The organism is Microlunatus flavus, assembly GCF_900110855.1.
Taxonomy (GTDB): Bacteria; Actinomycetota; Actinomycetes; order Propionibacteriales; family Propionibacteriaceae; genus Microlunatus; species Microlunatus flavus.
The window spans coordinates 171,806-195,966 of the sequence record NZ_FOFA01000006.1 but is presented as its reverse complement, the minus strand read 5'-3'; the positions used below and the strand labels follow the sequence as shown (position 1 = coordinate 195,966).

The window sequence follows — 24,161 nt, the reverse complement described above, 5'->3', positions numbered from 1 at the left end:
CGGGAGCGTCCGGGCGAGGCGCAGCGCAGACGACGCACGCAGTCGCGCAGGGCTGCGCAGGCCGAGCAGGGACGACGGGAGACGCGGGTGACGACAGAGCCGGTCGACCCCGGCGCACGCCCCGACGCCGCCCGCCGCGTCCGGGTGGCCCTGGTCTTCGGCGGGGTCAGCAGCGAGCACGGCGTCTCCTGCCTCACCGCCGCCGGCGTCTTCTCCGCGCTCGACCCGGAGCGCTACGAGGTGCTCGGCGTCGGCATCACCCGCAGCGGACGCTGGGTCCTCGTCGACGACGACACGGTGCGCGGCCTCGAGGTCGTCGACGGCCACCTGCCCGAGCTGAGCGAGGACGCGCCCGACGCCGTCCTGATGACGCACGGCCCCGGCAGCCGGCTGGCCGTGCGCGACGACGTGTCGTACGGCGGCGTCGACAAGCACTCCGCCCTGTCCTGGCTGGGCCCGGTCGACGTGGCGCTCAGCCTGCTGCACGGCCCGTACGGCGAAGACGGCACCATCCAGGGCCTGTTCGAGATGATGGGCACCCGTTACGTCGGCGCCGGCGTGCTGGCCAGCGCGGTCGGCATGGACAAGCACTTCATGAAGCTCGTGCTCTCCGCCTCGGGGCTGCCCGTCGGGCCGTTCGTCACCATCACCCCCGCCGCGTGGGCGCACGACCGCGACGCCTGCCTCGACTCCGTCGCCACCCTGCGCCTACCGGTGTTCGTCAAGCCGGCCCGCGGTGGTTCCAGCCTGGGCATCTCCCGGGTCGACGATGACGCGGACCTGGTCGCCGCGATCGAGGAGGCCCAGCGCTTCGACCCCAAGGTCGTCGTGGAGGAGGGCTTCGTCGGGGCCCGCGAGCTCGAGTGCGGCGTGCTGTCCGACCTCGACGGCGGCCGCCCGCAGGCGAGCGCCGTCGCCGAGATCCGCGTGCACAGCGCGTCGGGCTTCTACGACTTCGAGGCCAAGTACCTGCCCGAGGAGCAGGTCGACCTCGACGTGCCCGCCCTGGTCGACGCGGCCGTGGCCGACGAGGTCCGCGCGCTCGCCGTCCGCACGTTCGAGGCCGTGGGCTGCGAGGGCCTGGCCCGCGTCGACGTCTTCTGGACCCGCGAGGGACGTGTGGTGGTCAACGAGATCAACACTATGCCCGGCTTCACCGCGCACTCGATGTTCCCGCGGATGTGGGCCGCGAGCGGGCTCGACTACCCGGCCCTCGTCGACCGCCTCGTCGCCCTCGCCCTGGCCCGCCCCGTCGGCCTGCGCTGACGCTTCCGCGACCTCCGCGGCTCCGCCCGCCTGCTCGCGTCCCGGGACAGGCCCTGCTCCCGTACGTCTGCTCGATCTTCGTGAGTCTGCGCGCTCAGCAGAGCGCGCGGGCTGACGAAGATCGAGCAGACGGGATGGTGCGCCGCGGGCGGGACGCGCAGAGTGGTCGGGGCGTCGACTAGGAGCAGGGTCGGGTGACCGGGTCGTGCGCGGACACCGCGGCGGAGAGGTCCGCCAGCGCGCCGGACTCCGGGGCGTACGCCGTGGGCACCGACAGCTCGACGAACGCAGGGCGCCCGATCGTCGTGAAGATCGTCCCGCCCTGGGCGTCCTCGGAGTACCAGCCGACGCCGTTCACCTCGACGCAGTCGCTGTACGGCCCCAGTCCCGGAGGAGCGGGCACCCCGCAGCGCAGCACGATCGCGGGCTTGCCCCACGCGGCCGACAGCACGCCCGGCTCGACGCTCCGCCGCCCCTGGTCGAGCACCCGCTCGGGCAGCGCCGCCATCACCGCCCCGCACACCTGTGCCGTGGCTGCGTCAGGCGTGGGCTCCTCGACCGCGACCTTCCCGCACCCCGCGAGGACCAGGACGACCACGGCGACCGTCAGAGCCAGCCACCCCCGTTGCCCGCGAGGAGCGTGGTCAAGTCGCCCGGACGGCGACCTGCCGGGGGCAGGACTACGGGAGGGCCAGGCGAGGCGGAGGGCTGGGGCGCCAGACCGCGGCGCTGAACGTGGATGGGCCTGGCGGGAGCACGGGCGCGGCGCGACGTGACCTGAGCTCAGACGGCACTGCGCCCGTGCGGATGGGTGTGAAGCGCCGCGGTCTGGCGCCTCAGCCCGCAGCCGACCCACGAACAACGACCTAGACGTGCACCACCGGGCAGGTCACCGTGCGGGTGATGCCGGGAACGCTCTGGACGCGCTTGATCACCAGCGCCCCCAGCTCGTCCATGGTGGAGGCCTCGGCGCGGACGACGACGTCGTACGGACCGGTGACGTCCTCGGCGAGGGTGACGCCCGAGATGCCCCGGATCGCCGAGGTGACCTCGGTCGCCTTGCCGACGGCCGTCTGGACCAGGATGTAGGCCTGAACGACCACGGCGGTGGACCTCGCACTTCTCGCGGCCACGCGTCCGGGAGCGAGGAAGCACCGCTGCCCGGCCCGGCGGCCGACCACGTACGCTCACCGGTGTGCGTCAACCTACAGGTCGCCACGGTCGCCTGACGCACGTCGACCGTCCGTGAGCCCCGGCGGCACCGGGCCGACGACGCTGGCGCAGCTGGGCGAGTTCGCCCTCATCGCCGAGCTCGTCCGCGACCTCCCCGCCTCCGACGACGTGCTGCTCGGCCCCGGTGACGACGGGGCCGTGCTGGACGTCGGCGGCTCGGTCGTGGTGTCGACCGACGTGCTCGTCGAGGGCGTGCACTTCCGCCGCGACTGGAGCGGACCCGCTGACGTCGGGCGCAAGGCCGTGGCCGTGAACGTGGCCGACGTCGAGGCCATGGGTGCCCGCCCGCAGGGGATCGTCGTGGGCTTCTCGGCGCCGGGCGACACGGAGGTGCGCTGGGTGCTCGACCTCGCCGCGGGCCTACGGGCGGAGTGCGACGCCGCCCGCGTGAACCTCCTCGGCGGCGACACCACCCGCGGACGCGACGTCACCCTGTCGGTGACGGCCCTCGGCACCCTCGACGGCCGTGCTCCCGTGCGCCGCGACGGTGCCCGGCCGGGCGACGAGCTGGCGGTGGTCGGGCGGCTCGGCTGGGCCGCGGCCGGTCTGCTGGTCCTCAGCCGTGGGTTCCGCTCGCCGCGCGCCGTGGTCGACGTGCAGCGCGTGCCGCAGGTGCCGTACGGGCAGGGCGCGGTCGCCGCGCGGGCCGGCGCGACGTCGATGGTCGACGTGTCCGACGGCCTGCTGGCCGACCTCGGGCACGTGGCCCGGGCGTCCGGCGTCGTGATCGACGTGCGGACCGGTGCCGTCGCGATCGACGAACCCCTCCAGACCGTCGGTGCCGCGACCCGCGTGGACCCCCTGCTGCTCGTGCTGACCGGCGGCGAGGACCACGCGCTCGCCGCGACGTTCCCGCCCGGTCGGGTGCCGCCGGGATGGACCGTGATCGGTGCGGTGGGGGCCCGCCAGGACGACGGGCCGGGCGTCACCGTGGACGGCGCGCCCTTCGCCGGCGTCCCCGGCTTCGACCACTTCCGCCCCGGCGCCCGCCGCTGACGCCGGCCCCACGCGCCCCAGACCCGCCACCGACGGGCCGCGTGTGGCACCTGTGACGCGAGTGGTCTTCGCCTAGAGTGCGGGCATGGCGACCCGCGCGTCTTCCCCCGCGCGGACGACCAGCCGGTCCGGCTCGAGCTCCTCGGGCAGCACCAGCTCACGTCCGCGCGCGTCCGGAAGCAAGAGCACGTCCTCCCGACCCCGGTCCACGACGGGGCGCACCAGCTCGGCGCGCCCCGCGAACCGTCGTCCCGCCCCGCGGGGCCGTGCCCCGCAGCGGTCCACGCTCGGCACGCTGCTGCACGGGGTCGCCGTGCTGTGGAACGGTCTGGCCCACGCCGTGGGCGGCGCGGTCCGGGCGATCGGGCACGGCGCCCGCGACCTCGACCCGGCGCTGCGCCGTGACGGGGCCGGCCTGTTCGTCCTCGGCGTCGCGGTCGTCATCGCGGGCGAGTTCTGGTTCGGGCTGCCGGGCCGGTTCGGCCACGTGGTGCACGTCGGGGTCTCGACGATCATCGGCGCGCTCTCCGCGCTCGCCCCGATCCTGCTGGCCGCCATGGCCTGGCGGACGCTGCGCCACCCCGACCACAACGGTCCCGCGGGCCGTCAGGTCGTGGGCTGGGGCGCGATCCTCTTCGGCCTGCTCGGCCTGATCAACATCGCCAAGGGACTGCCGCTCACCGATCAGCCGGAACGGCTGCGCGAGGCCGGCGGCATCCTCGGCTACCTGTCGAGCTCGATCCTCGCCGACCTCGTCACCGTGTACGCGGCCGTGCCGCTGCTCGTCCTCATGCTGGCGTTCGGCGTCCTCGTCGTCGTCGGCATCCCGCTGCACGAGCTCGCCGAGCAGGTCCGGACGGCGACCGCGCGGCTCACGGCCGAGCCCGAGGCCGTCGAGGGCCGTGTCCTCGACGACGACGACCTCACCTACGGCGTCGACGAGGCGTACGAGACGCCGGTCATCGAGGAGCGCGGCGACGACGCCCCGGCGACCGGGCGGCGCAAGGGCCGCGGCCGCAAGGAGCTCGGGCCGCCGGAGCCCATCGCGCCGGTCGTCGACCTGGACGAGCTGGACGTCGACCGCAACCACCGCGGCGACCCCGACGTCGAACCCACCGAGGTCCTCAAGAAGCCGACGACCGCGGGCCTGCCCAAGGCGCACGGGTCGAGCGCGGCACCGGGCGCGGCCCCGACGGCACCCGCCGTCCCCGACGACTTCGTCATCCACGAGAGCCCCGAGCTCGAGGCCCCGATGCACAGCCCGATCCCGCAGCGCGAGGAGCAGCTGCAGCTCTCCGGCGACGTGACCTACCTGCTGCCGGACTCCGAGACCCTCAAGCCGGGCAGCGTGCACAAGTCGCGCACCGAGGCGTCCGACGCCGTGGTCGGCCGGCTGACCGAGGTGCTGCGCCAGTTCGAGATCGACGCACGGGTCACCGGCTACAGCCGCGGCCCGACCGTCACCCGCTACGAGGTAGAGCTCGGCCCGGCGGTCAAGGTCGAGAAGGTCACGGCGCTCTCGAAGAACATCGCGTACGCCGTCGCCAGCGCCGACGTGCGGATCCTCTCGCCCATCCCCGGCAAGTCGGCGATCGGCATCGAGATCCCGAACACCGACAAGGAGGTCGTCTCGCTCGGCGACGTCATCCGGTCGGCCAAGGCGCGCAGCGACCACCACCCGATGACTGTCGGTCTGGGCAAGGACGTCGAGGGCGGCTTCGTCGTCGCGAACCTGGCCAAGATGCCCCACCTGCTCGTCGCCGGCGCCACCGGCTCGGGCAAGTCGAGCTTCGTGAACTCCATGATCACCTCGATCCTCATGCGGTCGACGCCGGACGAGGTCCGGATGCTCATGGTCGACCCGAAGCGCGTGGAGCTGACGATCTACGAGGGCGTGCCGCACCTGGTCACGCCGATCATCACCAACGCCAAGAAGGCGGCCGAGGCCCTGCAGTGGGTCGTGCGCGAGATGGACATGCGCTACGACGACCTGGCGGCGTTCGGGTTCCGCCACATCGACGACTTCAACAAGGCGGTGCGGGGCGGCGGGGTCAAGCCGCTGCCCGGCTCCGAGCGTGTGCTCGAGCCCTACCCGTACCTGCTGGTCATCGTCGACGAGCTCGCCGACCTGATGATGGTCGCGCCGCGCGACGTCGAGGACTCGATCGTCCGCATCACCCAGCTCGCGCGCGCCGCGGGCATCCACCTGGTGCTGGCCACCCAGCGGCCGTCGACCGACGTGGTCACGGGGCTCATCAAGGCCAACGTGCCGAGCCGGCTGGCGTTCGCGACGTCGTCGATGACCGACTCCCGCGTCATCCTCGACCAGCCGGGCGCGGAGAAGCTCGTCGGTCAGGGTGACGGGCTGTTCCTGCCGATGGGTTCCAGCAAGGCCATCCGCATCCAGGGCGCGTGGGTCACCGAGCAGGAGGTGCGCGCGGTCGTCACGCACGTCACCGAGCAGCTCAAGCCGACCTACCGCGAGGACGTCACGGCGGCGCCGGAGGCCTCGAACAAGGTGGCCGAGGACATCGGCGACGACCTCGACCTGGTCCTGCAGGCGGTGGAGCTCGTCGTCACGCTCCAGCTGGGCTCGACCTCCATGCTGCAGCGCAAGCTGCGGGTCGGGTTCGCCAAGGCGGGGCGCCTGATGGACATCCTCGAGACCCGTGGTGTCGTGGGCCCGTCCGAGGGGTCCAAGCCGCGCGAGGTGCTGGTCAAGCCCGACGAGCTCGACGAGGTGATGGACAACCTGCGGCTCGGCTGAGGCGCGCGGGACGCAGCCCTGCCGGGCTCGGGCCCCGGGCTCCGCGAGGCGTCGTCTAGCGGACCGGTCCGACCTGGAGCAGCGCCGCGCTGGTGCTCCGGCAGCCCGTCGTCGGGAACGTCACGAAGACGGCCTCGGTCGAGCCGGGCGGGTAGACGCGGAACCCGTCGACCTTCGTCTGGTCGCAGGAGCTGCCGTAGTTCCCGGGCTGGGAGCGGCGCAGCGCCGCCTCGACGCTGCCACCGCCCTTGACGGTCTTGGTCGTCACGGAGTCGTCGGTCCGGGTGGCCGCCTGGCCGACCTGGGTGCCGTTGCCGCCGCCGACGAAGGAGACGCCCGGGAAGCCGCGCAGCGTGCAGGGCGCCGAGCCCGTGTTGGTGAACGTGAGCGTCCCGTTGACGCTGCCCGCGCCGGCCCCGCCGGGGTCGTCGGCGTACGCCACGCGCAGCGCCGACGTGGCGCACGTGCCGTCACCGGAACCACCCCCGCTCGGCGAGGTCGCCCGCGGGCTGCTCGTCGCCGGCGGCGCGTCCGGGCTGGACGCGGCCGCGCTCGGCGTCGCGGTCGTCGTCACCGTGACTGTGGGTGCGGCGCCGGCGCCGCCCTGGTCGCTGCCCGTGCCGCAGGCGCCGGCGGTGAGGAGCACGGCCCCCGCAACGAGCGCCAGCGGGACGGCGGCGGACGTGGGCGGGCGGCGGGTCATGCGTGCTCCTGAGCGTAGGCGACCGACGAGATGTCAGTGAAGCCCATCCGGCTGAGCGCGCGCTCGCGCAGCGCCGCGTGTCGCGCCCGGCTGGCCGCGCGGCGAGCCGCGGTGGCCGGAGCCGCCATACTGGGGAGGTCATGGCATCCCCCCTCGCGACCACGTCCGCCCCGCTCACCGCGGTCCACCTCGTCACCCTCGGGTGCGCGCGCAACGAGGTCGACTCCGAGGAGCTCGCCGCCCGGCTGGAGGACGGCGGGTTCCGCCTGGTCGACGACCCCGAGGACGCCGACGCGGTCATGGTGAACACCTGCGGCTTCGTCGAGGCGGCCAAGAAGGACTCGGTCGACACGCTGCTGCAGGCCGCCGACCTCAAGGGGTCCGGCAGGACGCAGGCGGTCGTGGCCGTCGGCTGCCTCGCGGAGCGGTACGGCTCCGAGCTGGCCGAGGCGCTGCCGGAGGCCGACGCGGTGCTCGGCTTCGACGACTACGCCGACGTCGCCGGCCGGCTGCAGCACATCCTCGCGGGCGGTCGGCACGAGACCCACGTGCCGCGCGACCGGCGCACGCTGCTGCCCCTGGCGCCCGCCGCCCGGCGCGCGGCGGCTCGCACCACCGCCATCCCCGGCGTCCCCAGCACGCCCGTGCCGGCGGTGCCGGCCAGCCCGCCCCTCCCGCTGCCCGACGGGGTCGCCCCGGCCAGCGGGCCCCGCGCCTTCCGGCGCCGGCTGAACGGCAGCCCGTACGCCCCGCTCAAGATCGCCTCCGGCTGCGACCGGCGCTGCGCCTTCTGCGCGATCCCGGCGTTCCGCGGCGCGTACGTCTCGCGCCCGCCGGCCGACGTCGTCGCCGAGGCGCGCTGGCTGGTCGAGCAGGGCGTGCGCGAGGTGATGCTCGTGTCCGAGAACACCTCCTCCTACGGCAAGGACCTCGGCGACATCCGCCTGCTGGAGTCGCTGCTGACCGACCTCGGCGCCGTGGACGGGCTGGAGCGGGTCCGGGTGTCCTACCTCCAGCCCGCCGAGATGCGGCCCGGCCTCGTCGAGGTGATGACCTCGCTGCCGCACGTGGCGCCGTACTTCGACCTGTCGTTCCAGCACGCCTCGCCGACGGTGCTGCGGCGGATGCGCCGCTTCGGCGACCCGGACGCGTTCCTGGGCCTGGTCGAGAGCATCCGCGCCGCGGCCCCGACGGCCGGCATCCGCAGCAACGTCATCTGCGGCTTCCCCGGTGAGACCGACGCCGACGTGGCGGTGCTCCAGGACTTCCTGGTCGCCGCGCGGCTCGACGTCGTCGGCGTGTTCGGCTACTCCGACGAGGACGGCACCGAGGCGGCCCGGCTCGAGGGGCAGATCGACCCCGACCAGGTCGAGGCCCGGCGTTCGGCCGTGTCCGACCTGGTCGAGGAGCTCGTGGCCCAGCGCGCCGAGGAGCGCGTGGGGGAGCGGGTCCGGGTGCTGGTCGAGGAGGTCGGCGGCGAGGACGGCGACGAGACCGTCGGCCGGGCGGCGCACCAGGGGCCGGAGGTCGACGGTTCGACGACGCTGCCGCTGGGGCATGCTGGAGCCGTGGGCGAGTTCGTGGACGCGCTGGTGGTCGCCAGCGACGGGGTGGACCTGGTCGCCCGCCCGGTCGCATGAGCGCGACGGCCGGCACCCCGACCGCGCCGCGCAAGGTCAGCTCCTGGAACGTCCCCAACGCGCTGACCGTCCTGCGGCTGGTCATGGTGCCCGTGTTCGCCTGGGCGCTGCTGGCGCACCCGGAGTCGGTCGGGTGGCGCGTCGCCTCGACGGTGATCTTCGTGGTCGCCATCCTCACCGACGCCCTCGACGGCAAGCTGGCCCGCAAGTACGACCTCGTCACCAGCTTCGGCAAGCTGGCCGACCCGATCGCCGACAAGGCGCTCACCGGGATGGCCTTCATCGGGCTGTCCGTCCTCGGCGAGCTGCCGTGGTGGATCACGATCGTGATCCTGGTGCGCGAGTGGGGGATCACCGTGCTGCGGTTCGTGGTGATCCGCTACGGCGTCATCGCCGCCGACCGGGGCGGCAAGCTCAAGACGCTGCTGCAGGCGGTCGCCCTGACCCTGTTCCTGCTGCCCCTGACGATGGTCGCCGGCCTGGGCTGGCTCCACGTCGTCGGCTGGGTGGTCATGGTCGCCGCCCTGGTCCTCACGGTCCTGACCGGCGCCAACTACGTCCGCTCCGCCCTGCGTCTGCGCCGTTCGGCCCGGCCGGCGGCGTGAGCGCGGCCCAGGTCCTCCAGACCCTGCGGGGCCGGGGCCTCACGCTGGCGACGGCGGAGTCGCTCACCGGCGGCCTGGTGGGCGCCGGCCTGACCGCCGTCGCGGGTTCCTCCGACGTCTACCGCGGGGGCGTCGTCTGCTACGCCACCGACCTCAAGGCCACGCTTGCCCGCGTGCCCGAGGCCCTGCTCGCCGAGCACGGCCCGGTGGCCCCCGAGACGGCGGCGGCCCTGGCCCGTGGCGTCGCCGGGGCCTGCGGGGCGGACGTCGGCCTGGCGACGACCGGCGTGGCCGGACCGAGCCCGCAGGACGGCCACCCGGTCGGCGAGGTCTACGTCGCCGTCGCGCTGCCCGGTGCCGAGCCTGAGGTCCGCCGGCTGCACCTGTCCGGCTCGCGCGACGCGATCCGCGCGCAGACCGTGGACGCCGTGCTCGCCCTCGCGCTGGACGCGCTGGCGGCCTCGTCGTCCGCCCTGGGCTGACGCGGACCGCGTCCGTCCGCGGTTGAGCGTGGTGCGCTCTGGCGCTGACCACCCGGTGGGTACAGTTTCTCCATGTCCTCTCCGACGCCGATCAAGCAGGTGCTGGTCCGTGAGCTGATCGGGGAGTCGCTGCGCGAGGCGCGCATCGACCAGGGACGCACGCTGCGCGAGGTCTCCAAGGCCGCCCGGGTCAGCCTGGGCTACCTGTCCGAGGTCGAGCGGGGCCAGAAGGAGGCGTCGAGCGAGCTGCTCGCCTCCATCTGCGCGGCCCTCGACCTGCCGCTCTCGGTCGTCCTCAACCTGACGAGCGAGAAGATGGCGGCCGTCGAGAGCCTCGACAGCCGCGTCACCGCCCTGCCGCGCGTCCGCGCGATGGCCGCCGCGGCCTGATCCCCGTGTGACGCCCGGGCCCGAGCCCCGGGCCGACGGGCGCCGTCCTGCCGGGCCCGAGGGCCCAGCCGGACCTCACACCGAGGGACGCAGCCGGAGCCCCTGCGGGGTCATCCGGAACCCGGCCTCCTGCAGCGCGGTGCTCACGCCCGCCGAACCGAAGACGTGCCCGCCGTCGGCCCGCTCGACGGTCAGCTTGCCCAGGTGGCCCTGCTGGACCGCCGTGGCCAGCGCCACCGCGGCCGGCCGCAGCCGCTGCTCGTCCTCGGTGAAGGACAGCAGGGTCTTGCCGCCCCGCTCGACGTAGAAGACCAGGGCGCCGTCGACGAGGACGACCAGCGCTCCCGCCTTGCGCCCGGGCCGGTGCCCCTCCCGCTCGGGCCAGGGCAGCCCGGCGCCGTACGCGTTGGCCGGGTCGCACGCCGCCAGGACCAGGGCGGTCGGCACGTCCGGCTCGCCCTGCTGCCCGCGCAGCCGGTCCACGGCGCCGCTGAGGGCGAACTGCGCGGCGCCCAGGCCCTCGACGAAGTAGCCGCGCCGGCACTGGCCGGTCTCCTCCATCGTGGCCATCGCGCGGTAGGCCGCGCCGAAGCCGCCGTCGACGTCCTCGGTCAGCACCGTCCCGCGCGTGACGACGCCGTAGCGGTCGAGCAGGCCGAAGACGTGACCCGCCAGCTCTTCGGCGGGCGTCCCCGGCGAACGTTCGACGAGGGACCACCGGCCCGCCGTGGCGGGGGAGCTGATCCGGGGCGTCCGGGTCGGGCGCCGCAGCCCCTGGCCGCTGAGCCGCGCCCGGTGGGTGCGGACCGTCGGACGTGACGACTTGCGGTGCGCACCGCCGCCGCCCACGAGCGCCCGTACGGGGTTGAACGTGTCGGAGGTGACCAGCCCCGCCCACGCGAGGTCCCACAGGGCCGCGACGTACTCCTCGCGGTCGGTCACGCCGACGGGCAGGATCGCGTCGAAGAACCGCGCCCCTCCCGCGTCCAGCGCGGCCAGCAGCTCCTGGCCGCGGTAGTGCGACGGTTCCGCGCCGGCCCGGGGCGGCTCGCTGCCGGACACGACGAAGCGCACCCACCCGTCGTTGTCGCCGATCGCCCCGTCGCCCACCCAGCCGATCTCGCCGGCCGTCATCAGCTCGTCGAGCATCGCCGGGCGGTAGTCGGCGACCCGCGCCGGCAGGATCAGCGTCTCCACGGCGCTGGCGGGCACGGCGCAGCCGTCGAGCTGCTCGAGCACGGCCAGGACGGCGTCGGTGCCGCGGGTGCCCGAACCGACGCCCTGCCAGTCGGTGAGGAAGCGGCTGTACGCCACCTGCTCCACCGGCTCGACCTCGCGGCGCAGCGCCGCCAGCGTCCGGCGCTTGACGAGCGCCAGGACCTTGCCGTGGCAGTACTGGCGGCGGTCCGCCTCGGCGTCGCCGAGCTCGACGAACGACCCGGCGACCACGGTGCCCGCCGCGACCAGGCTGTCGCAGGCCGCCTCGACGACCGCCCGGCCGAGCCCGTAGCGCGTGGCGACGGTCGCGGCGAGGAAGGGTCCGTGGGTGCGGGCCCAGCGCAGGACGAGGTCTTCGATGGGGTGCGCCGACGGTTCCGTGAAGCTCGCGGCCACGCCGGGCGGGACGGGCACGCCGAGCCCGTCGCGCAGCCGCGGGACGTCCTCGGCGACGGCGACCATCGGCTGGCCGGCGATGCGCACCTCGACCAGGCGGCGGTCCAGGAGGAGGGTCTCCACGGCCGGCCCGGGGTCGAAGCCCTCGGCCGAGCGCAGCCGCAGCTCGGGACGTGTGAACGGTCCGGCCGTGCGGACGAGGTCGTAGAGCCGCTCGGCGTCGGTCGCCTGCCGTTCGGCGCTGAGACCCTGGAGGTCGGCCTCGGTGCTGGCGATGACGTCGCCGTCGAGCAGCTGCTTGAGGCCGTCCTTGCCGAGCAGCTCGGCGAGCAGGGTGGCGTCGAGCGAGAGCGCGGCCGCCTTCTTCTCCGCGAGCGGGACGTCCCCCTCGTAGACGAAGGCGCCGACGTAGCCGAAGAGCAGCGAGCGGGCGAAGGGCGACGCCTCCGAGGTCTCCACCTCGATGACCCGGACGGCGCGCGAGGCCATCTGGCGCTGCACGTCGAGCAGCCCGTCGAGGTCGAAGACGTCGGTCAGGCACTCGCGCATCGTCTCCAGGACGATGGGGAACTCCGGGTACTGCGCCGCGACGCTCAGCAGCTGGGCCGACCGCATCCGCTGCTGCCACAGCGGCGAGCGCGACTTGGGGTCGCGGCGGGGCAGCAGCAGGGCCCGGGCGGCGCACTCGCGGAACCGCGAGGCGAACAGCGCGGAGCCGCCGACCTCGTCGGTCACGACGCTCTCGATCGTCTCGGGGTCGAGCACGATGAGGTCCGCTCCGGGCGGAGCCGACTCGGTGTCGGGGACGCGCAGCACCATGCCGTCGTTGGTGGCGGTCGCCTGGACCTCGAGGCCGTAGCGCTCGCGGGCCGCGCGCTCGACGGCGAGGGCCCACGGCGTGAGGACGCCGGTGCCCAGCGCGGAGTGCACGCAGACGCGCCAGTCGCCCAGCTCGTCACGGAAGCGTTCGAACACGATGGTGGAGTCGGTCGGCAGCGAGCCGGTCGCGGCCTGCTGCTCGCGCAGGTAGGTGAGCAGGTTGCCGGCGGCGAAGTCGTCGAGCCCCGCCTCGGCCAGCCGCGCCTCCGCCTGCTCCGGCGCCAGGCTCCCGACCTCGCGGACGAACGACCCGAAGGCCCGGCCGAGCTCCAGGGGGCGCCCGGGGGCGTCGCCCTTCCAGAAGGGCAGCCGCCCGGGCACGCCCGGGGCGGGGGAGACCAGGACCTGGTCGTGGGTGATGGCCTCGACCCGCCAGCTGGTCGTGCCGAGGGTGAAGACGTCGCTGACGCGGGTCTCGTAGACCATCTCCTCGTCGAGCTCGCCCACCCGGCGGCCGGCCTCGTGGCGCCCGGAGGCGTTGCCCTCGCCGACGAGGAACACGCCGAACATGCCGCGGTCGGGGATGGTGCCGCCCGAGGTGACGGCGAGCCGCTGCGCCCCGGGGCGGGAGGTGAGCACACCGGTGTCGCGCTGCCAGACGATGCGGGGCCGCAGCTCGGCGAAGTCCTCCGACGGGTAGCGCCCGCTGAGCATGTCGAGGACGGACTCGTACGCGCTCCACGGCAGGTCGCGGAACACCCCGGCGCGCCGCACGAGCGCGTACAGCTCGTCGACCTTGGTCTCCTCCATCGCGACGGACGCCACGACCTGCTGGGCCAGGACGTCGAGCGGGTTGCGCAGCTCCGCGACCTCCTCGATCGCCCCGGCGCGCATGCGCTCGACGACGACCGCCGACTCGATCAGGTCGCCGCGGTGGTTGGGGAAGAAGACGCCGCGCGAGACCGCGCCGACCTGGTGGCCGGCGCGGCCGACGCGCTGCAGGCCGCTCGCCACCGAGGGCGGCGCCTCGACCTGGACGACGACGTCCACGGCGCCCATGTCGATGCCCAGCTCGAGGGAGGACGTCGCGACCACGCACGGCAGCTGACCCGACTTGAGGTCGGCCTCGATCTGGGCACGCTGCTCCTTGCTCACCGAGCCGTGGTGCGCGCGGGCGACGACGGGCGACCAGGTGCCGTCGTGACCGCTCGACGCGCCCGACTGCGCCATCACCTGCGCCGGCGGCCGCGTCGGGCGGGGCGGGGCGGCCAGGGACGGCGCCCCGACGTCCGCGAGCCGGTCCTCGGCGTCCTCGGAGTCATCGGCGTCGTCGGCGTCGGTGTCGTGGGGGTCGACGTCGTCAGCGTCAGCGTCAGCGTCCACCTCCGCCTGGGCGGCGGCGTCTGCCTCGGCCGTCGCCTGCAGGCGTTCGGCGTGCAGCTCGTTGAGGTGGGAGGTGAGGCGCTCCGCCAGCCGACGCGAGTTGGCGAAGACGATGGTCGAGCGGTGCTGCTCGATGACGTCCAGGATCCGGTTCTCCACGTGGGGCCAGATCGACGGCGCCCGGGCCGGCTGCTCGGAGTCGAGGGTGACCGCTCCCGGCGCGGAGGACGCCCCGAGGTCGCTCATGTCCTCGACCGGCACGACGATGTCGAGGTCCCAGCGCTTCTCCGCCGGCGGCGCGACGACGTCGACGTCGTAGGGACCACCCAGGTACGCGGCGACCCGGGAGGCCGGCCGGACCGTCGCCGACAGGCCGATCCGCTGCAGCGGCCGCCCGGACCCGGACTCCTGCACGAGGGCCTCGAGGCGCTCGATGGAGACGGCGAGGTGCGCGCCGCGCTTGCTGCCGGCCAGCGCGTGGACCTCGTCGACGATGACGGTGCGGACCGAGCGCAGCACCTCGCGCGCCGACGAGGTCAGCATGAGGAACAGCGACTCGGGTGTCGTGATGAGGATGTCCGGCGGGCGGCTGGCGATGGCGCGCCGCTCGGCCGGGCTGGTGTCGCCGGAGCGCACGCCGACGGTCACGCTGGGCGGGGTCTGACCGAGCCGCAGCGCGGTCTGGGTGATCCCGGTCAGGGGTGCCCTCAGGTTGCGCTCCACGTCGACCGCGAGCGCCTTGAGCGGGGAGACGTAGAGGACGCGGCACCGCTCCTTGGGTGCCGGCACCGGCTCCCGCGTCAGCTCGTCCAGCGCCCACAGGAAGGCCGCGAGCGTCTTGCCCGAGCCGGTCGGGGCGACGACGAGGGCGTTGCGGCCGGCGGCGATGCTGTCCCACGCGCCCCGCTGCGCCCCGGTGGGCTCCGCGAACACCTCCCGGAACCACGTCGCCGTCGCCGGCGTGAAGCCGTCCAGCGGGTGGGCGGGCGCGGCGGTCGTGGTCACGTCGTCCATCTTGCCCGCGTGGTCCGACAGTTGTGCCCGCAGCGGACGGTGACCGGGTCCACGGGCCGTGGGTCGCGGGGCGCGCGGGGGCTACGGTGGCGTGCCGGGCGCACCGCGCGCCCGGACGAGCGGCGGGGTGGTGGGCGTGAAGGAGACCGAGCTCTGGGCGCGACTGCAGCAGCACCTCGGCGCGGGCTACTACCGCGTGTGGGCCGCCGAGCAGAGCCTGGGCGACCTCGGCGGACGGACGGTCGTCGAGGCCCTCGCCGCCGGCGTGGCGAGCAAGGACATCTGGCGCGCCGCCTGGGCCGCCCTCGAGCTGCCGGCCCGCGAGCGCTGAGCCGGGGCGGCGGGCCACCCGCGGGCGCTCAGCCGCGCCAGGCGGGGTCCCGGCCCGTCCGGCCCAGCGCCCGCGCGAGGCCGTCGGCGTCGGGGCCGACGTGGACCTCCGGCCCGTACGCCCCCATCCGGCGGCCGAGCTCTGCCGTCTGCGCCGCCGCGTCGTCCAGCGCGTCCGCGACACCGGGGTCGAGCCGGACGTCGCGACCGGCCGAGCGGGCGACGTCCCAGCCGTGGGTGGCCACCTCGATCAGGGCCATCTGACCCAGCATCGGGCGCGGCATGGCGTTGCCGCCCACCTGCGCCTCGCCCTCCCACGCCTCGGGCCGGCCCCAGCCCTCGGCGATGCGGGCGAGGTTCTCGCGCAGCCGTCCCACCCAGTCGCCCTCGGTCGCGTGGTCGCCGCCGCCCCACGGGTCCTCGGGGTCCAGCGGCTCGCCGACGCCGAGCCTCGCCATCGCACCGCTCGTGCCGACGAAGTGCTCGACGAGCGCCCGCAGCGCGAAGTCGGCGCACGGCGTGCGCGCGTCCAGGTCGGTGGCGGGCAGGTCGGCGAGCGCGGCGTCGACCGCGTCGCAGGCGCCGACGACGGCGTCGGGCAGGCTGGTGCTCATCGCCCCATCGTGGACCAGGGCGACCCGCGCGACCAGTGCCGCGGCCGCTCTGACGTCCCCTGCGTCCGTCCCGGGGCGGGAGGCGTGCCGTCGCCGGCCCTGTCCGGAGCCCGCTCGCAGAAGGCTCGCCGGACGTGGCGTGTCGCCTAGCCTGTCGAACACGTGTTCGGTAAGTTGTCCACCGTTCGGCGCCGCGACCGGAGTTCTCCACAGGTCGGGTGCCGAGGGCGGCCGGTTGTCAGTGCCCGTCCCTACAGTCCCTGACAACGACCACAGCAGTCACGCCGCGAGGCGACGACACGAGGCCCCACGGGCGAAGGAAGAGGACCACGATGGCCGCAGGTGACCGCGACAAGGCACTCGAGTCAGCACTCGCGCAGATCGACAAGCAGTACGGCAAGGGTTCGGTGATGCGCCTCGGGGACGAGGTGCGCGCCCCGATCGAGGTGATCCCCACGGGCTCGATCGCGCTCGACGTCGCGCTCGGCATCGGCGGGCTGCCCCGCGGACGCGTGATCGAGATCTACGGCCCCGAGTCCAGCGGAAAGACGACGGTCGCGCTGCACGCGATCGCCAACGCGCAGGCGGCGGGCGGCATCTGCGCCTTCATCGACGCCGAGCACGCGCTCGACCCCGACTACGCCGCCCGGCTCGGCGTCGACACCGACTCGCTGCTCGTGAGCCAGCCGGACAACGGCGAGCAGGCCCTCGAGATCGCCGACATGCTGGTGCGGTCCGGTGCGCTGGCGCTCATCGTCATCGACTCGGTCGCCGCGCTGACCCCGCGCGCGGAGATCGAGGGCGAGATGGGCGACAGCCATGTCGGCCTCCAGGCCCGGCTGATGAGCCAGGCGCTGCGCAAGATGACCGGTGCGCTCAGCGGCGCCGGCACGACGGCCATCTTCATCAACCAGCTGCGCGAGAAGATCGGCGTCATGTTCGGCTCGCCCGAGACCACCACGGGTGGTCGCGCGCTGAAGTTCTACTCCTCGATCCGCCTTGACGTCCGCCGCATCGAGACGCTCAAGGACGGCCAGGAGATGGTCGGCAACCGCACCCGGGTCAAGGTCGTCAAGAACAAGGTGGCCCCGCCCTTCAAGCAGGCCGAGTTCGACATCCTGTACGGCCGTGGCATCAGCCGCGAGGGCAGCCTGATCGACCTGGGCGTCGACTGCGGCATCGTCCGCAAGGCCGGCGCGTGGTTCACCTACGAGGCCGACCAGCTGGGGCAGGGCAAGGAGAACGCCCGCACCTACCTCAAGACCAACCCCGACCTCGCCGACGAGCTCGAGAAGAAGATCAAGGAGAAGATGGGGATCGGCCCGCGGGTCGACGCCCCGGCCGGGGTCGACCCGGTGACCGGCGAGGTCGACTTCTAGGTCGCCGGCGGCGGACGGATGCGCCCGCCGCGTCCGGCTTCCGGTCTGACCGAGGGTGGTCGGGACGCTCCCCTGGCGGGAAAGGTTCCGGCTGCTCGCGGCTGACCCGTCGGGTGCGGCGACCGCGAGCGGTCGCGGCCCCAGCACAACTGGGGTCGGGGTCGCGCGTGCGGAGTCACTGGTTCATTGGCCGGGAGGCTCGCCGACCTCGGGAACCGCCCACCCGACCTCGACGCGCGACGCGTGACGGGTGGGGACCTTGGCGGTCACGGCCACGGGCGGCGGCGAGACCAGCGACGAGTCCCACAGCAGGAGGAGGCGCGGCGTGGACGCGACCGAGCGGCGCGAGGGCGCTGACGGCGACGCACCGGCTGAGGCGGCCGCAACTGAGTCGACCGGACCGGCCGACCAGGTCGACGTGGCCCGCGCCTGGCTGAGGGGTCACGGCGTCGAGGCTCCGGAGGTCGAGACGGTCCTTCCTACGGCTGGACGGCGCTCGACGGTCGCGGCTGGTCGGCGACGGTCCAGGTCTCGAGGAGAGGTCGAGAGTTCGACCGAGCCTGAGGTCGAGGTCGAGGGTGAGCCCGTCAGAGTCTCAGCGGCCGGGTCTTTCGCGGATCTCGGGGTCGGCGACGACGTCGAGCAGGACGACGACGGAGACCGCGGCGAGCGTCGGGGTGGCCGAGGGCGTCGTGGTCGGCGCGAGGGGTCGCGACGGTCGGGTGTCGCGAGCGGGGGGAGCCCTGGCCCCGGCCGTGGGTCGGCACCGGCCGGCCTCGACCCGGACGCCGACCCCGAGGAGGTCGCCCGGACGATCGTGCTGCGCAAGCTGGCGGCGTCGGCGCGGACGAGGACCGAGCTGGCGCGTGCGCTGACGAGCCGGGAGGTGCCGGAGGAGGCGGCGAGCGCCGTCCTCGACCGCATGACGGAGGTCGGCCTGGTCGACGACGTCGCGTTCTCGCGCGACTGGGTGGCCTCGCGGCAGCAGCGTCGGCACCTGAGCCGTACGGCGCTGCGGCGCGAGCTGCAGACCAAGGGGGTCGACCGCGACGTGATCGAGGAGGCGCTGGAGGCCGTCGACGGGGGAGACGAGCACCGGGCGGCCCTCGACCTCGCGCAACGGAAGGCCCGCACGATGGCCGGCCTGGAGCGCGAGGTGGCCTACCGCCGCCTGGGCGGCGCGCTGGCGCGACGCGGGTTCTCCGGCTCGGTCACGGCGCAGGTGCTGGGCGAGGTCCTCGACGGGTGGTCGACGGACTGACGCTCGGCGGATCGAGGGCGGCCGAGGGAGCGCAGCGGATCGAGGGTGGACGGACCGGCACGGCGAACCGCGGGCCGCGGCCCGCAGGCGGGGCCTGCGCGTCCACCTGTCGGACCCGCGGGCGACCCGTCAGGGTGTTCGGACGCTCGGTGCTTGACCGGTTCGGGGCCCAGACCTAACCTGCCAAGACGAGGTGTTCTGCAACGCTTGCTCGATATTTTTGTGTGTGGCCGCGGGTTCCGGGAAGGAACCTGTCGGAGTGACGATGTCCCGCTGCGGCGGACTGCGATAGGTGACGGCACCGTGGTGCCCGCCCGGGAGAGGTGCTCCCAGGGTGAGGTGGCGCGGTGGGCGCTGGTGAATCCCTCGGTGGTGCGCGTACGCGCGTGAGGAGGGAGTCACCATGACGGGTGGAGCGTTCCAAGCCCTCGTCCTCGTCCTGCTGCTGGTCGTCGTGATCGTGGTGGTGGTCGTCGCGGCCGCCCTGCTGCGACGTCCGAGGACCCCGACGCCGGCTCCGCACGCGGAGGCCGATGAGACCCGCAGCGCCCTGGTGCGCGAGAGCGAGGAGGCGGCGGCCGAGGCGCGACGCGTTCAGGAGGAGGAGGCCGCGGCCCGGTCGACGGCTGCTGCGGAGGCGGACGCGGAACGGTCGCGGGTCGTGGCGCAGGAGTCGGAGCGCGCCGCCGAGCTGATGGCCTCCGTCACCCAGGCCCGTGCCGCGTTCGAGGAGCAGATGCAGGCGCGGCGCGAGGAGCTGCGTGCCCAGCGCTCCGACGTCGAGCGCCGCGAGCACCGGCTCACCGAGCGCGAGGAGCGGCTGGACGTCGAGCTGCGCACGCTGAACGACCAGCTGGGTGCGGTGGACCGCACCAAGGCCGAGCTGGCCGACCGGCGCACCCGGCTCGAGGAGGCCGAGGCCGAGCGGCTGGCGGCCCTCGAGCGCGTCGCGGGCCTGACCACGGAGCAGGCGAAGGCCGAGCTCGTGGCGGGCGTCGAGCACGACGCGAAGCGGCAGGCGGTGCTGGTCGCGCGCGAGATCGAGCGCAAGGCGCTGCGCGAGGCCGACGAGCGGGCCCGCAACATCGTCGTGGGAGCCATCCAGCGGGTGGCCTCGGACCAGACCTCGGAGTCGGTGGTGTCGGCGGTGCACCTGCCGGGCGACGAGATGAAGGGCCGCATCATCGGTCGCGAGGGCCGCAACATCCGCGCCTTCGAGCAGGTGACCGGGGTCAACGTCATGATCGACGACACCCCGGAGTCCGTCCTGCTCTCCTGCTTCGACCCGGTCCGGCGCGAGACCGCCCGGCTCACCCTCAGCGAGCTGGTCAAGGACGGCCGGATCCACCCGGCGCGCATCGAGGAGGTCCACGAGCGCAGCCGCAGCCAGATCGAGGCGCTGTGCCTCCAGGCCGCCGAGGACGCGATGGCCGAGGTGGGCATCACCGACCTCCATCCCGCGCTCGTGCCGATCCTGGGCACGCTGCGCTACCGCACCTCCTACGGGCAGAACGTCCTCAAGCACCTCGTCGAGAGCGCCCACATCGCGGGGCTCATGGCCGGCGAGCTGGGCCTCGACGTCGCGCAGTGCAAGCGCTCGGCCTTCCTGCACGACATCGGCAAGGCGCTGACCCACGAGGTCGAGGGGTCGCACGCGCTCGTCGGGGCCGACCTGGCCCGCCGCTACGGCGAGAACCCGGACGTGGTCCACGCCATCGAGGCCCACCACAACGAGGTCGAGGTCCGCACGGTCGAGGCCGTCCTCACCCAGGCCGCCGACGCCATCAGCGGCGGGCGTCCGGGGGCGCGGCGCGAGACGCTCGAGGCGTACGTGCAGCGCCTGGAAAAGCTCGAGCAGATCGCCGGCGTCCACGAGGGCGTGGAGAAGGTCTTCGCCATGCAGGCCGGTCGCGAGATCCGGGTGATGGTCGCGCCCGAGGAGATCGACGACATCGCGGCGCAGGTCCTGGCCCGCGACATCGCCAAGCAGATCGAGGAGGACCTCACCTACCCCGGTCAGATCAAGGTCGTGGTCGTCCGCGAGTCGCGGGCGACCGAGACCGCCCGCTGAGCCCGGCTCCGTCGGCGCCGGTCAGCGCCGGTCAGCGCTCGGGGGCGCCGTCCGCGACCAGCGCGGTCGGCCCGGGGGCGGCGACCTCCACACCGGCCGACGCGCCCGGGACGGAGCCCGCGCCGCGTCGCGACTGCTGCAGGCGGCGTTCGACGAGGCGTGCGGCCAGGCTCAGCGCGTAGTTGATGGCGACGAACATCGCGGCCACGACGATCAGGGTCGGGATGAGGTTGCCGTAGGCCGACGACAGGGTCGTGCCGGAGCGCAGCAGGTCGGTGAAGCTGATGATGTAGCCGAGCGCGGTGTCCTTGAGGATGACGACGAGCTGGCTGATCAGCGACGGCAGCATGGCGGTCACCGCCTGAGGCAGCAGGACCGTGACGAGCGTCTGGCGCGGCGTGAGCCCGATGGCGAGCCCCGCCTCGCGCTGGCCCCGGGGCAGTGCGAAGACCCCGGAACGGATCAGCTCCGCGATGACGGCCGAGTTGTAGAGCGTCAGGCCGCCGACCACCCCGACGAACGTCGAGGTGTCGCCGAGCACGCCGAGCACGAAGATGCAGAAGTAGTAGACGAACAGCATCATCACGAGGACCGGCACCGAGCGCAGGAACTCGACGAGCGCCCCGCACACGCCCCGGACGACGCGCGCCTGGGACAGCCGGCCGAGACCGAGCAGGACGCCCAGCACGCCGGACAGGACGACGGCCACCCCGGCGGCCTTCAGGGTCGCCGCGAGGCCGGGCAGGAGGTACGCGGTCCAGGTCTCGCCGTCGAGGAACGGCGCCCACTTCTCCGCGGTCAGCTGGTTGTTCTCCGGGTTGGCCAGGCCGCGGACGACGAGCACCAGCAGGCCCGCGATGACGAGGGCGCCGACGACGCCCAGCAGTCGGTGCCGTGCGCGGGCCCGGGGCCCGGCGGCGTCGAAGAGGACGGTCGGCGCGCTCACCGCTGCACCACCAGCCGGCGCGACAGCGCGGTGAAGAGCAGCCCGGTCGGCAGGGTGAGCAGCACGAAGCAGGCGGCGACGAGCAGGAAGATCGCGTAGAGCAGCGACGGGTTGAACTCGATCATCCCGCGCATCAGGTAGGCGAGCTCGGCCACGCCGATGGTGGCGACGACCGTCGTGTTCTTGGTGAGCGCGATCAGCGTGTTGCCGAGCGGCGCGACGGCCCCGCGGAACGCCTGCGGCAGGATCACCTCGCGCAGCGACGCCCCGAAGCCCAGCCCGATCGCCCGCGCCGCCTCGGCCTGGCCCTGCGGAACGGTGTTGATGCCGCTGCGCAGCGCCTCGGCGACGAACGACGCGTGGTAGACCGACAGGGCCACGACGCCGTAGCGGAAGTTGTTGTCGATCACCTCGGTGGGGGAGCCGGCGGACGCGAGGCTCAGGTTGAGCGTGTTCAGCAGGCCGAAGGCGCAGAAGAAGACGATCAGCGTGAGCGGCGTGTTGCGGACCAGGGTCACGTAGGCCGTCCCGAACCCGCGCAGCACGCCGACCGGGGAGACCCGGCAGACGGCGACGACGGTGCCGAGGACGAGCGCCCCGATCGCGGACAGCACGGTCAGCTTGACCGTCATCCAGAACGCCGCCGGGACGTCGTAGTTCTGGAGCAGGGTCGTGATCGCGTCCATCGCACCTCCGGGTCGGGCGGACGTGGCCCGGCGGGCGTCGCGCGACGCCCGCCGGACGCTGGGTCAGGAGTGGTTCAGGGGCAGCGGGTCACGAGCACGGCTCGGGCTTCGGCGGGTTGGTGCTCGTGTCCGGCTTGAAGTCCGCCGCGCCGACGGTGTCGTCGAGGGCCTTCTGCCAGGAACCGTCGTCGACCATCTTGGTGATGGCGGCGTTGACCTTCTCGCACGTCGCGGTGTCGCCCTTGGCGAGCCCGACGCCGTACTTCTCGGTCGAGAACGTCTGGCCGACGACCTTGAGCTTGCCCTGGTACTGCGGCTGCGCGGCAAAGCCCGCGAGGATGACGTCGTCGGTGGTGACCGCGTCGATCCGGCCGCTGTTGAGGGCCTCGACGCACTTGGAGTACGTGTCGTACTCCTGCAGCTGCACCGAGCTCGCGAACTGGTCCTTGACCTTCTTGGCCGAGGTGGAGCCGGTGACCGAGCACAGCTTCTTGCCGTTCAGCGAGTCCGGGCCCGTGATCGCGGTGTCGTCGGCCTTGACCAGCAGGTCCTGGCCGGCGACGAAGTACGGGCCGCCGAACGAGACCTTCTGCTTGCGGTCGTCGGTGATCGAGTACGTCGCGAAGATCATCTTGACCTGCCCGCTCTGCAGCAGCGTCTCGCGCTGGGCCGACGGCGCCTCCTTGAAGGTGACGTCGGTGTAGCCGAGCTCCTTGGCCACGTACCTGGCGACCTCGACGTCGAAGCCCTTGAAGTCGCTGCCGACCTGCTGGCCGAGGCCCGGCTGGTCGAACTTGATGCCGATCGTCACCGGCCCGCCGGAGCCCGCGTCGCCGCCGGCGCCGCCCTCCGGGACGGCGTTCTCGGCCCGGGCGCACGCGCCCATCGCCAGCGCCAGCCCTGTCGCCGCGGCGACGCCGAGGATCTTCTGGGTGGGTGTCATCATCTGCCTCCGCTTGTTCCGGGAGCCGACGGTCCGCCGGCCCCGCTGTCGTCGGTCCTGCCGCGCCGGTGGCGCGCTGGTGGGAGCCGCCACGGGACGCCCCGAGTCGCTCAGTGGGTGAGGATCTTGCTCAGGAAGTCCTGCGCCCGCGCCGTGCGCGGGGCGGTGAAGAACGACTCGGGGTCGCCCTCCTCGACGACCTTGCCGTCGGCCATGAAGACGACCCGGTTCGCCGCCCGGCGGGCGAAGCCCATCTCGTGGGTGACGACGACCATCGTCATGCCGGCGCGGGCGAGGGAGACCATCACGTCGAGCACCTCGGTGACCATCTCCGGGTCGAGGGCCGAGGTCGGCTCGTCGAACAGGATGATCTTCGGCTCCATCGCCAGCGCCCGCGCGATGGCGACCCGCTGCTGCTGCCCGCCCGAGAGCTGGGCGGGGTACTTGTCGGCCTGCGACTCGACGCCCACGCGGCGCAGCAGCTCGCGGGCCCGCTCACGCGCCTGGGACGCCGGCACCTTGCGAACCTTCATCGGGCCCAGCGTCACGTTCTCGAGCACGGTCTTGTGGGCGAACAGGTTGAACGACTGGAAGACCATCCCGACGTCCGCCCGGAGCTGGGCGAGCCCCTTGCCCTCCTCGGGCAGCTCCTGGCCGTCGATGGTGATCGAGCCCGAGCCGATGGTCTCGAGCCGGTTGATCACCCGGCACAGCGTCGACTTGCCGGACCCGGACGGCCCGAGCACGACCACCACCTCGCCCTTGCCGACGGTGAGGTCGACGTCCTGCAGGACGTGCAGCTCGCCGAAGTGCTTGTCGACGCCCCTCAGGACGAGCAGCGGTGGGCCGACCGCCTGCGGCGCGGACCCCGGGTGGACGTCCGTCGTGGCACCGTGCTCCGCCTGTTCTCGGTCCGCCATCGTCCGAACCTAGTGCGGAAACCGCGGGAGAGCACCTCCGGGACGCACGCGGTGACGTGGTTGAACCGCAATTGTTACCGCGTCAGCGGCATATACATC

Annotated in this window: 20 protein-coding genes; 11 read left to right on the top strand and 9 right to left on the bottom strand. The window is 73.8% G+C overall.

The genetic code is table 11. The annotated features are described in order from the left end of the window. Positions 1–87: 87 nt before the first annotated feature. Positions 88–1,266, top strand: a complete 1,179-nt coding sequence (locus BMY04_RS14765) for a D-alanine--D-alanine ligase family protein (protein ID WP_091182288.1) — start codon at positions 88–90, stop codon at positions 1,264–1,266. A gap of 178 nt (positions 1,267–1,444) precedes the next feature. Here BMY04_RS14765 and BMY04_RS23705 read toward each other — a convergent pair whose 3' ends face one another. Beyond that, a complete protein-coding gene (locus tag BMY04_RS23705) occupies positions 1,445–2,122 on the bottom strand; it encodes a DUF3515 domain-containing protein (RefSeq protein WP_408630464.1) in 678 nt (225 codons plus the stop codon). A gap of 10 nt (positions 2,123–2,132) precedes the next feature. Beyond that, the gene (locus BMY04_RS14755) at positions 2,133–2,369 is read right to left on the bottom strand and encodes an Lrp/AsnC family transcriptional regulator (RefSeq protein ID WP_091182285.1); all 237 of its coding nucleotides are present in this window, start codon (positions 2,367–2,369) and stop codon (positions 2,133–2,135) included. A gap of 142 nt (positions 2,370–2,511) precedes the next feature. Here BMY04_RS14755 and BMY04_RS14750 point away from each other — a divergent pair, with 142 nt between their 5' ends. Together BMY04_RS14750 and BMY04_RS14745 are read left to right on the top strand one after the other, a co-directional pair. Beyond that, entirely contained in the window at positions 2,512–3,495 is a 984-nt protein-coding gene (locus BMY04_RS14750) for a thiamine-phosphate kinase (RefSeq protein ID WP_091182281.1), read from the top strand. A gap of 85 nt (positions 3,496–3,580) precedes the next feature. Continuing rightward, positions 3,581–6,262, top strand: a complete 2,682-nt coding sequence (locus BMY04_RS14745; RefSeq protein ID WP_091182277.1) for an FtsK/SpoIIIE family DNA translocase — start codon at positions 3,581–3,583, stop codon at positions 6,260–6,262. A gap of 55 nt (positions 6,263–6,317) precedes the next feature. Here BMY04_RS14745 and BMY04_RS14740 read toward each other — a convergent pair whose 3' ends face one another. Beyond that, on the bottom strand, positions 6,318–6,965 hold the full coding sequence (locus tag BMY04_RS14740; protein ID WP_091182274.1) for a DUF4232 domain-containing protein: 648 nt from the start codon (positions 6,963–6,965) through the stop codon (positions 6,318–6,320). Between the two features lie 140 nt (positions 6,966–7,105). On the opposite strand from BMY04_RS14740, the gene rimO reads away from it, so the two are divergent. From rimO to BMY04_RS14720, 4 genes are all read left to right on the top strand, one after another. Then, a complete protein-coding gene (gene rimO / locus BMY04_RS14735) occupies positions 7,106–8,605 on the top strand; it encodes a 30S ribosomal protein S12 methylthiotransferase RimO (RefSeq protein WP_091182272.1) in 1,500 nt (499 codons plus the stop codon). Beyond that, positions 8,602–9,210 carry a CDP-diacylglycerol--glycerol-3-phosphate 3-phosphatidyltransferase gene (gene pgsA / locus BMY04_RS14730; protein WP_091182269.1) on the top strand — a complete coding sequence of 203 codons (609 nt, stop codon included), beginning with the start codon at positions 8,602–8,604 and terminating at the stop codon, positions 9,208–9,210. The genes rimO and pgsA overlap by 4 nt, the downstream gene beginning before the upstream one ends. Next, positions 9,207–9,692: a CinA family protein gene (locus tag BMY04_RS14725; protein WP_091182266.1), complete on the top strand. Its 486-nt coding sequence runs from the start codon at positions 9,207–9,209 to the stop codon at positions 9,690–9,692. Before pgsA ends, BMY04_RS14725 begins: the two co-directional genes overlap by 4 nt. A gap of 72 nt (positions 9,693–9,764) precedes the next feature. Beyond that, positions 9,765–10,082, top strand: a complete 318-nt coding sequence (locus BMY04_RS14720) for a helix-turn-helix domain-containing protein (RefSeq protein WP_170854158.1) — start codon at positions 9,765–9,767, stop codon at positions 10,080–10,082. Positions 10,083–10,157: 75 nt separating this feature from the next. On the opposite strand, the gene BMY04_RS14715 is transcribed toward BMY04_RS14720, so the two are convergent. After that, positions 10,158–14,912, bottom strand: coding sequence for an Lhr family ATP-dependent helicase (locus tag BMY04_RS14715; RefSeq protein ID WP_091182263.1), 4,755 nt, complete (start codon positions 14,910–14,912; stop codon positions 10,158–10,160). A 136-nt stretch (positions 14,913–15,048) separates the two neighbouring features. Between BMY04_RS14715 and BMY04_RS14710 the strand changes: the two genes are divergently transcribed. Beyond that, complete coding sequence (locus BMY04_RS14710; RefSeq protein WP_091182540.1) at positions 15,049–15,243, top strand: DUF3046 domain-containing protein; 195 nt, start codon at positions 15,049–15,051, stop codon at positions 15,241–15,243. 28 nt (positions 15,244–15,271) lie between these two features. Here BMY04_RS14710 and BMY04_RS14705 read toward each other — a convergent pair whose 3' ends face one another. Continuing rightward, the gene (locus tag BMY04_RS14705) at positions 15,272–15,856 is read right to left on the bottom strand and encodes a TIGR03086 family metal-binding protein (protein ID WP_091182260.1); all 585 of its coding nucleotides are present in this window, start codon (positions 15,854–15,856) and stop codon (positions 15,272–15,274) included. A gap of 332 nt (positions 15,857–16,188) precedes the next feature. On the opposite strand from BMY04_RS14705, the gene recA reads away from it, so the two are divergent. The 3 genes from recA to rny all read left to right on the top strand — a co-directional run bounded on the left by recA (position 16,189) and on the right by rny (position 20,567). Next, positions 16,189–17,235, top strand: coding sequence for a recombinase RecA (gene recA / locus BMY04_RS14700; RefSeq protein WP_091182258.1), 1,047 nt, complete (start codon positions 16,189–16,191; stop codon positions 17,233–17,235). Between the two features lie 817 nt (positions 17,236–18,052). Further along, positions 18,053–18,496 (top strand): regulatory protein RecX, encoded by a 444-nt coding sequence (locus BMY04_RS23110; RefSeq protein ID WP_198410184.1) that lies wholly within the window; start codon positions 18,053–18,055, stop codon positions 18,494–18,496. 403 nt (positions 18,497–18,899) lie between these two features. Then, complete coding sequence (gene rny / locus BMY04_RS14690; RefSeq protein ID WP_091182255.1) at positions 18,900–20,567, top strand: ribonuclease Y; 1,668 nt, start codon at positions 18,900–18,902, stop codon at positions 20,565–20,567. A gap of 31 nt (positions 20,568–20,598) precedes the next feature. On the opposite strand, the gene BMY04_RS14685 is transcribed toward rny, so the two are convergent. The 4 genes from BMY04_RS14685 to BMY04_RS14670 form a co-directional block, all read right to left on the bottom strand. Further along, positions 20,599–21,513, bottom strand: coding sequence for an amino acid ABC transporter permease (locus BMY04_RS14685; RefSeq protein WP_091182252.1), 915 nt, complete (start codon positions 21,511–21,513; stop codon positions 20,599–20,601). Next, positions 21,510–22,199 carry an amino acid ABC transporter permease gene (locus BMY04_RS14680; protein ID WP_091182249.1) on the bottom strand — a complete coding sequence of 230 codons (690 nt, stop codon included), beginning with the start codon at positions 22,197–22,199 and terminating at the stop codon, positions 21,510–21,512. The genes BMY04_RS14685 and BMY04_RS14680 overlap by 4 nt, the downstream gene beginning before the upstream one ends. A gap of 88 nt (positions 22,200–22,287) precedes the next feature. Continuing rightward, positions 22,288–23,145, bottom strand: a complete 858-nt coding sequence (locus tag BMY04_RS14675) for a glutamate ABC transporter substrate-binding protein (protein WP_232506412.1) — start codon at positions 23,143–23,145, stop codon at positions 22,288–22,290. A 107-nt stretch (positions 23,146–23,252) separates the two neighbouring features. Further along, the gene (locus BMY04_RS14670; protein WP_091182244.1) at positions 23,253–24,062 is read right to left on the bottom strand and encodes an amino acid ABC transporter ATP-binding protein; all 810 of its coding nucleotides are present in this window, start codon (positions 24,060–24,062) and stop codon (positions 23,253–23,255) included. Between the last annotated feature and the right edge of the window lie 99 nt (positions 24,063–24,161).

What these genes read in the sequence shown, in the direction of transcription:
- BMY04_RS14745 (WP_091182277.1), top strand. Translation starts at nt 3,581, where the DNA reads ATGGCGACCCGCGCGTCTTCCCCCGCGCGGACGACCAGCCGGTCCGGC.
- BMY04_RS14740 (WP_091182274.1), bottom strand. Translation starts at nt 6,965, where the DNA reads ATGACCCGCCGCCCGCCCACGTCCGCCGCCGTCCCGCTGGCGCTCGTT.
- rimO (WP_091182272.1), top strand. Translation starts at nt 7,106, where the DNA reads ATGGCATCCCCCCTCGCGACCACGTCCGCCCCGCTCACCGCGGTCCAC.
- pgsA (WP_091182269.1), top strand. Translation starts at nt 8,602, where the DNA reads ATGAGCGCGACGGCCGGCACCCCGACCGCGCCGCGCAAGGTCAGCTCC.
- BMY04_RS14720 (WP_170854158.1), top strand. Translation starts at nt 9,765, where the DNA reads ATGTCCTCTCCGACGCCGATCAAGCAGGTGCTGGTCCGTGAGCTGATC.
- BMY04_RS14715 (WP_091182263.1), bottom strand. Translation starts at nt 14,912, where the DNA reads ATGGACGACGTGACCACGACCGCCGCGCCCGCCCACCCGCTGGACGGC.
- BMY04_RS14705 (WP_091182260.1), bottom strand. Translation starts at nt 15,856, where the DNA reads ATGAGCACCAGCCTGCCCGACGCCGTCGTCGGCGCCTGCGACGCGGTC.
- recA (WP_091182258.1), top strand. Translation starts at nt 16,189, where the DNA reads ATGGCCGCAGGTGACCGCGACAAGGCACTCGAGTCAGCACTCGCGCAG.
- rny (WP_091182255.1), top strand. Translation starts at nt 18,900, where the DNA reads ATGACGGGTGGAGCGTTCCAAGCCCTCGTCCTCGTCCTGCTGCTGGTC.
- BMY04_RS14680 (WP_091182249.1), bottom strand. Translation starts at nt 22,199, where the DNA reads ATGGACGCGATCACGACCCTGCTCCAGAACTACGACGTCCCGGCGGCG.
- BMY04_RS14675 (WP_232506412.1), bottom strand. Translation starts at nt 23,145, where the DNA reads ATGATGACACCCACCCAGAAGATCCTCGGCGTCGCCGCGGCGACAGGG.
- BMY04_RS14670 (WP_091182244.1), bottom strand. Translation starts at nt 24,062, where the DNA reads ATGGCGGACCGAGAACAGGCGGAGCACGGTGCCACGACGGACGTCCAC.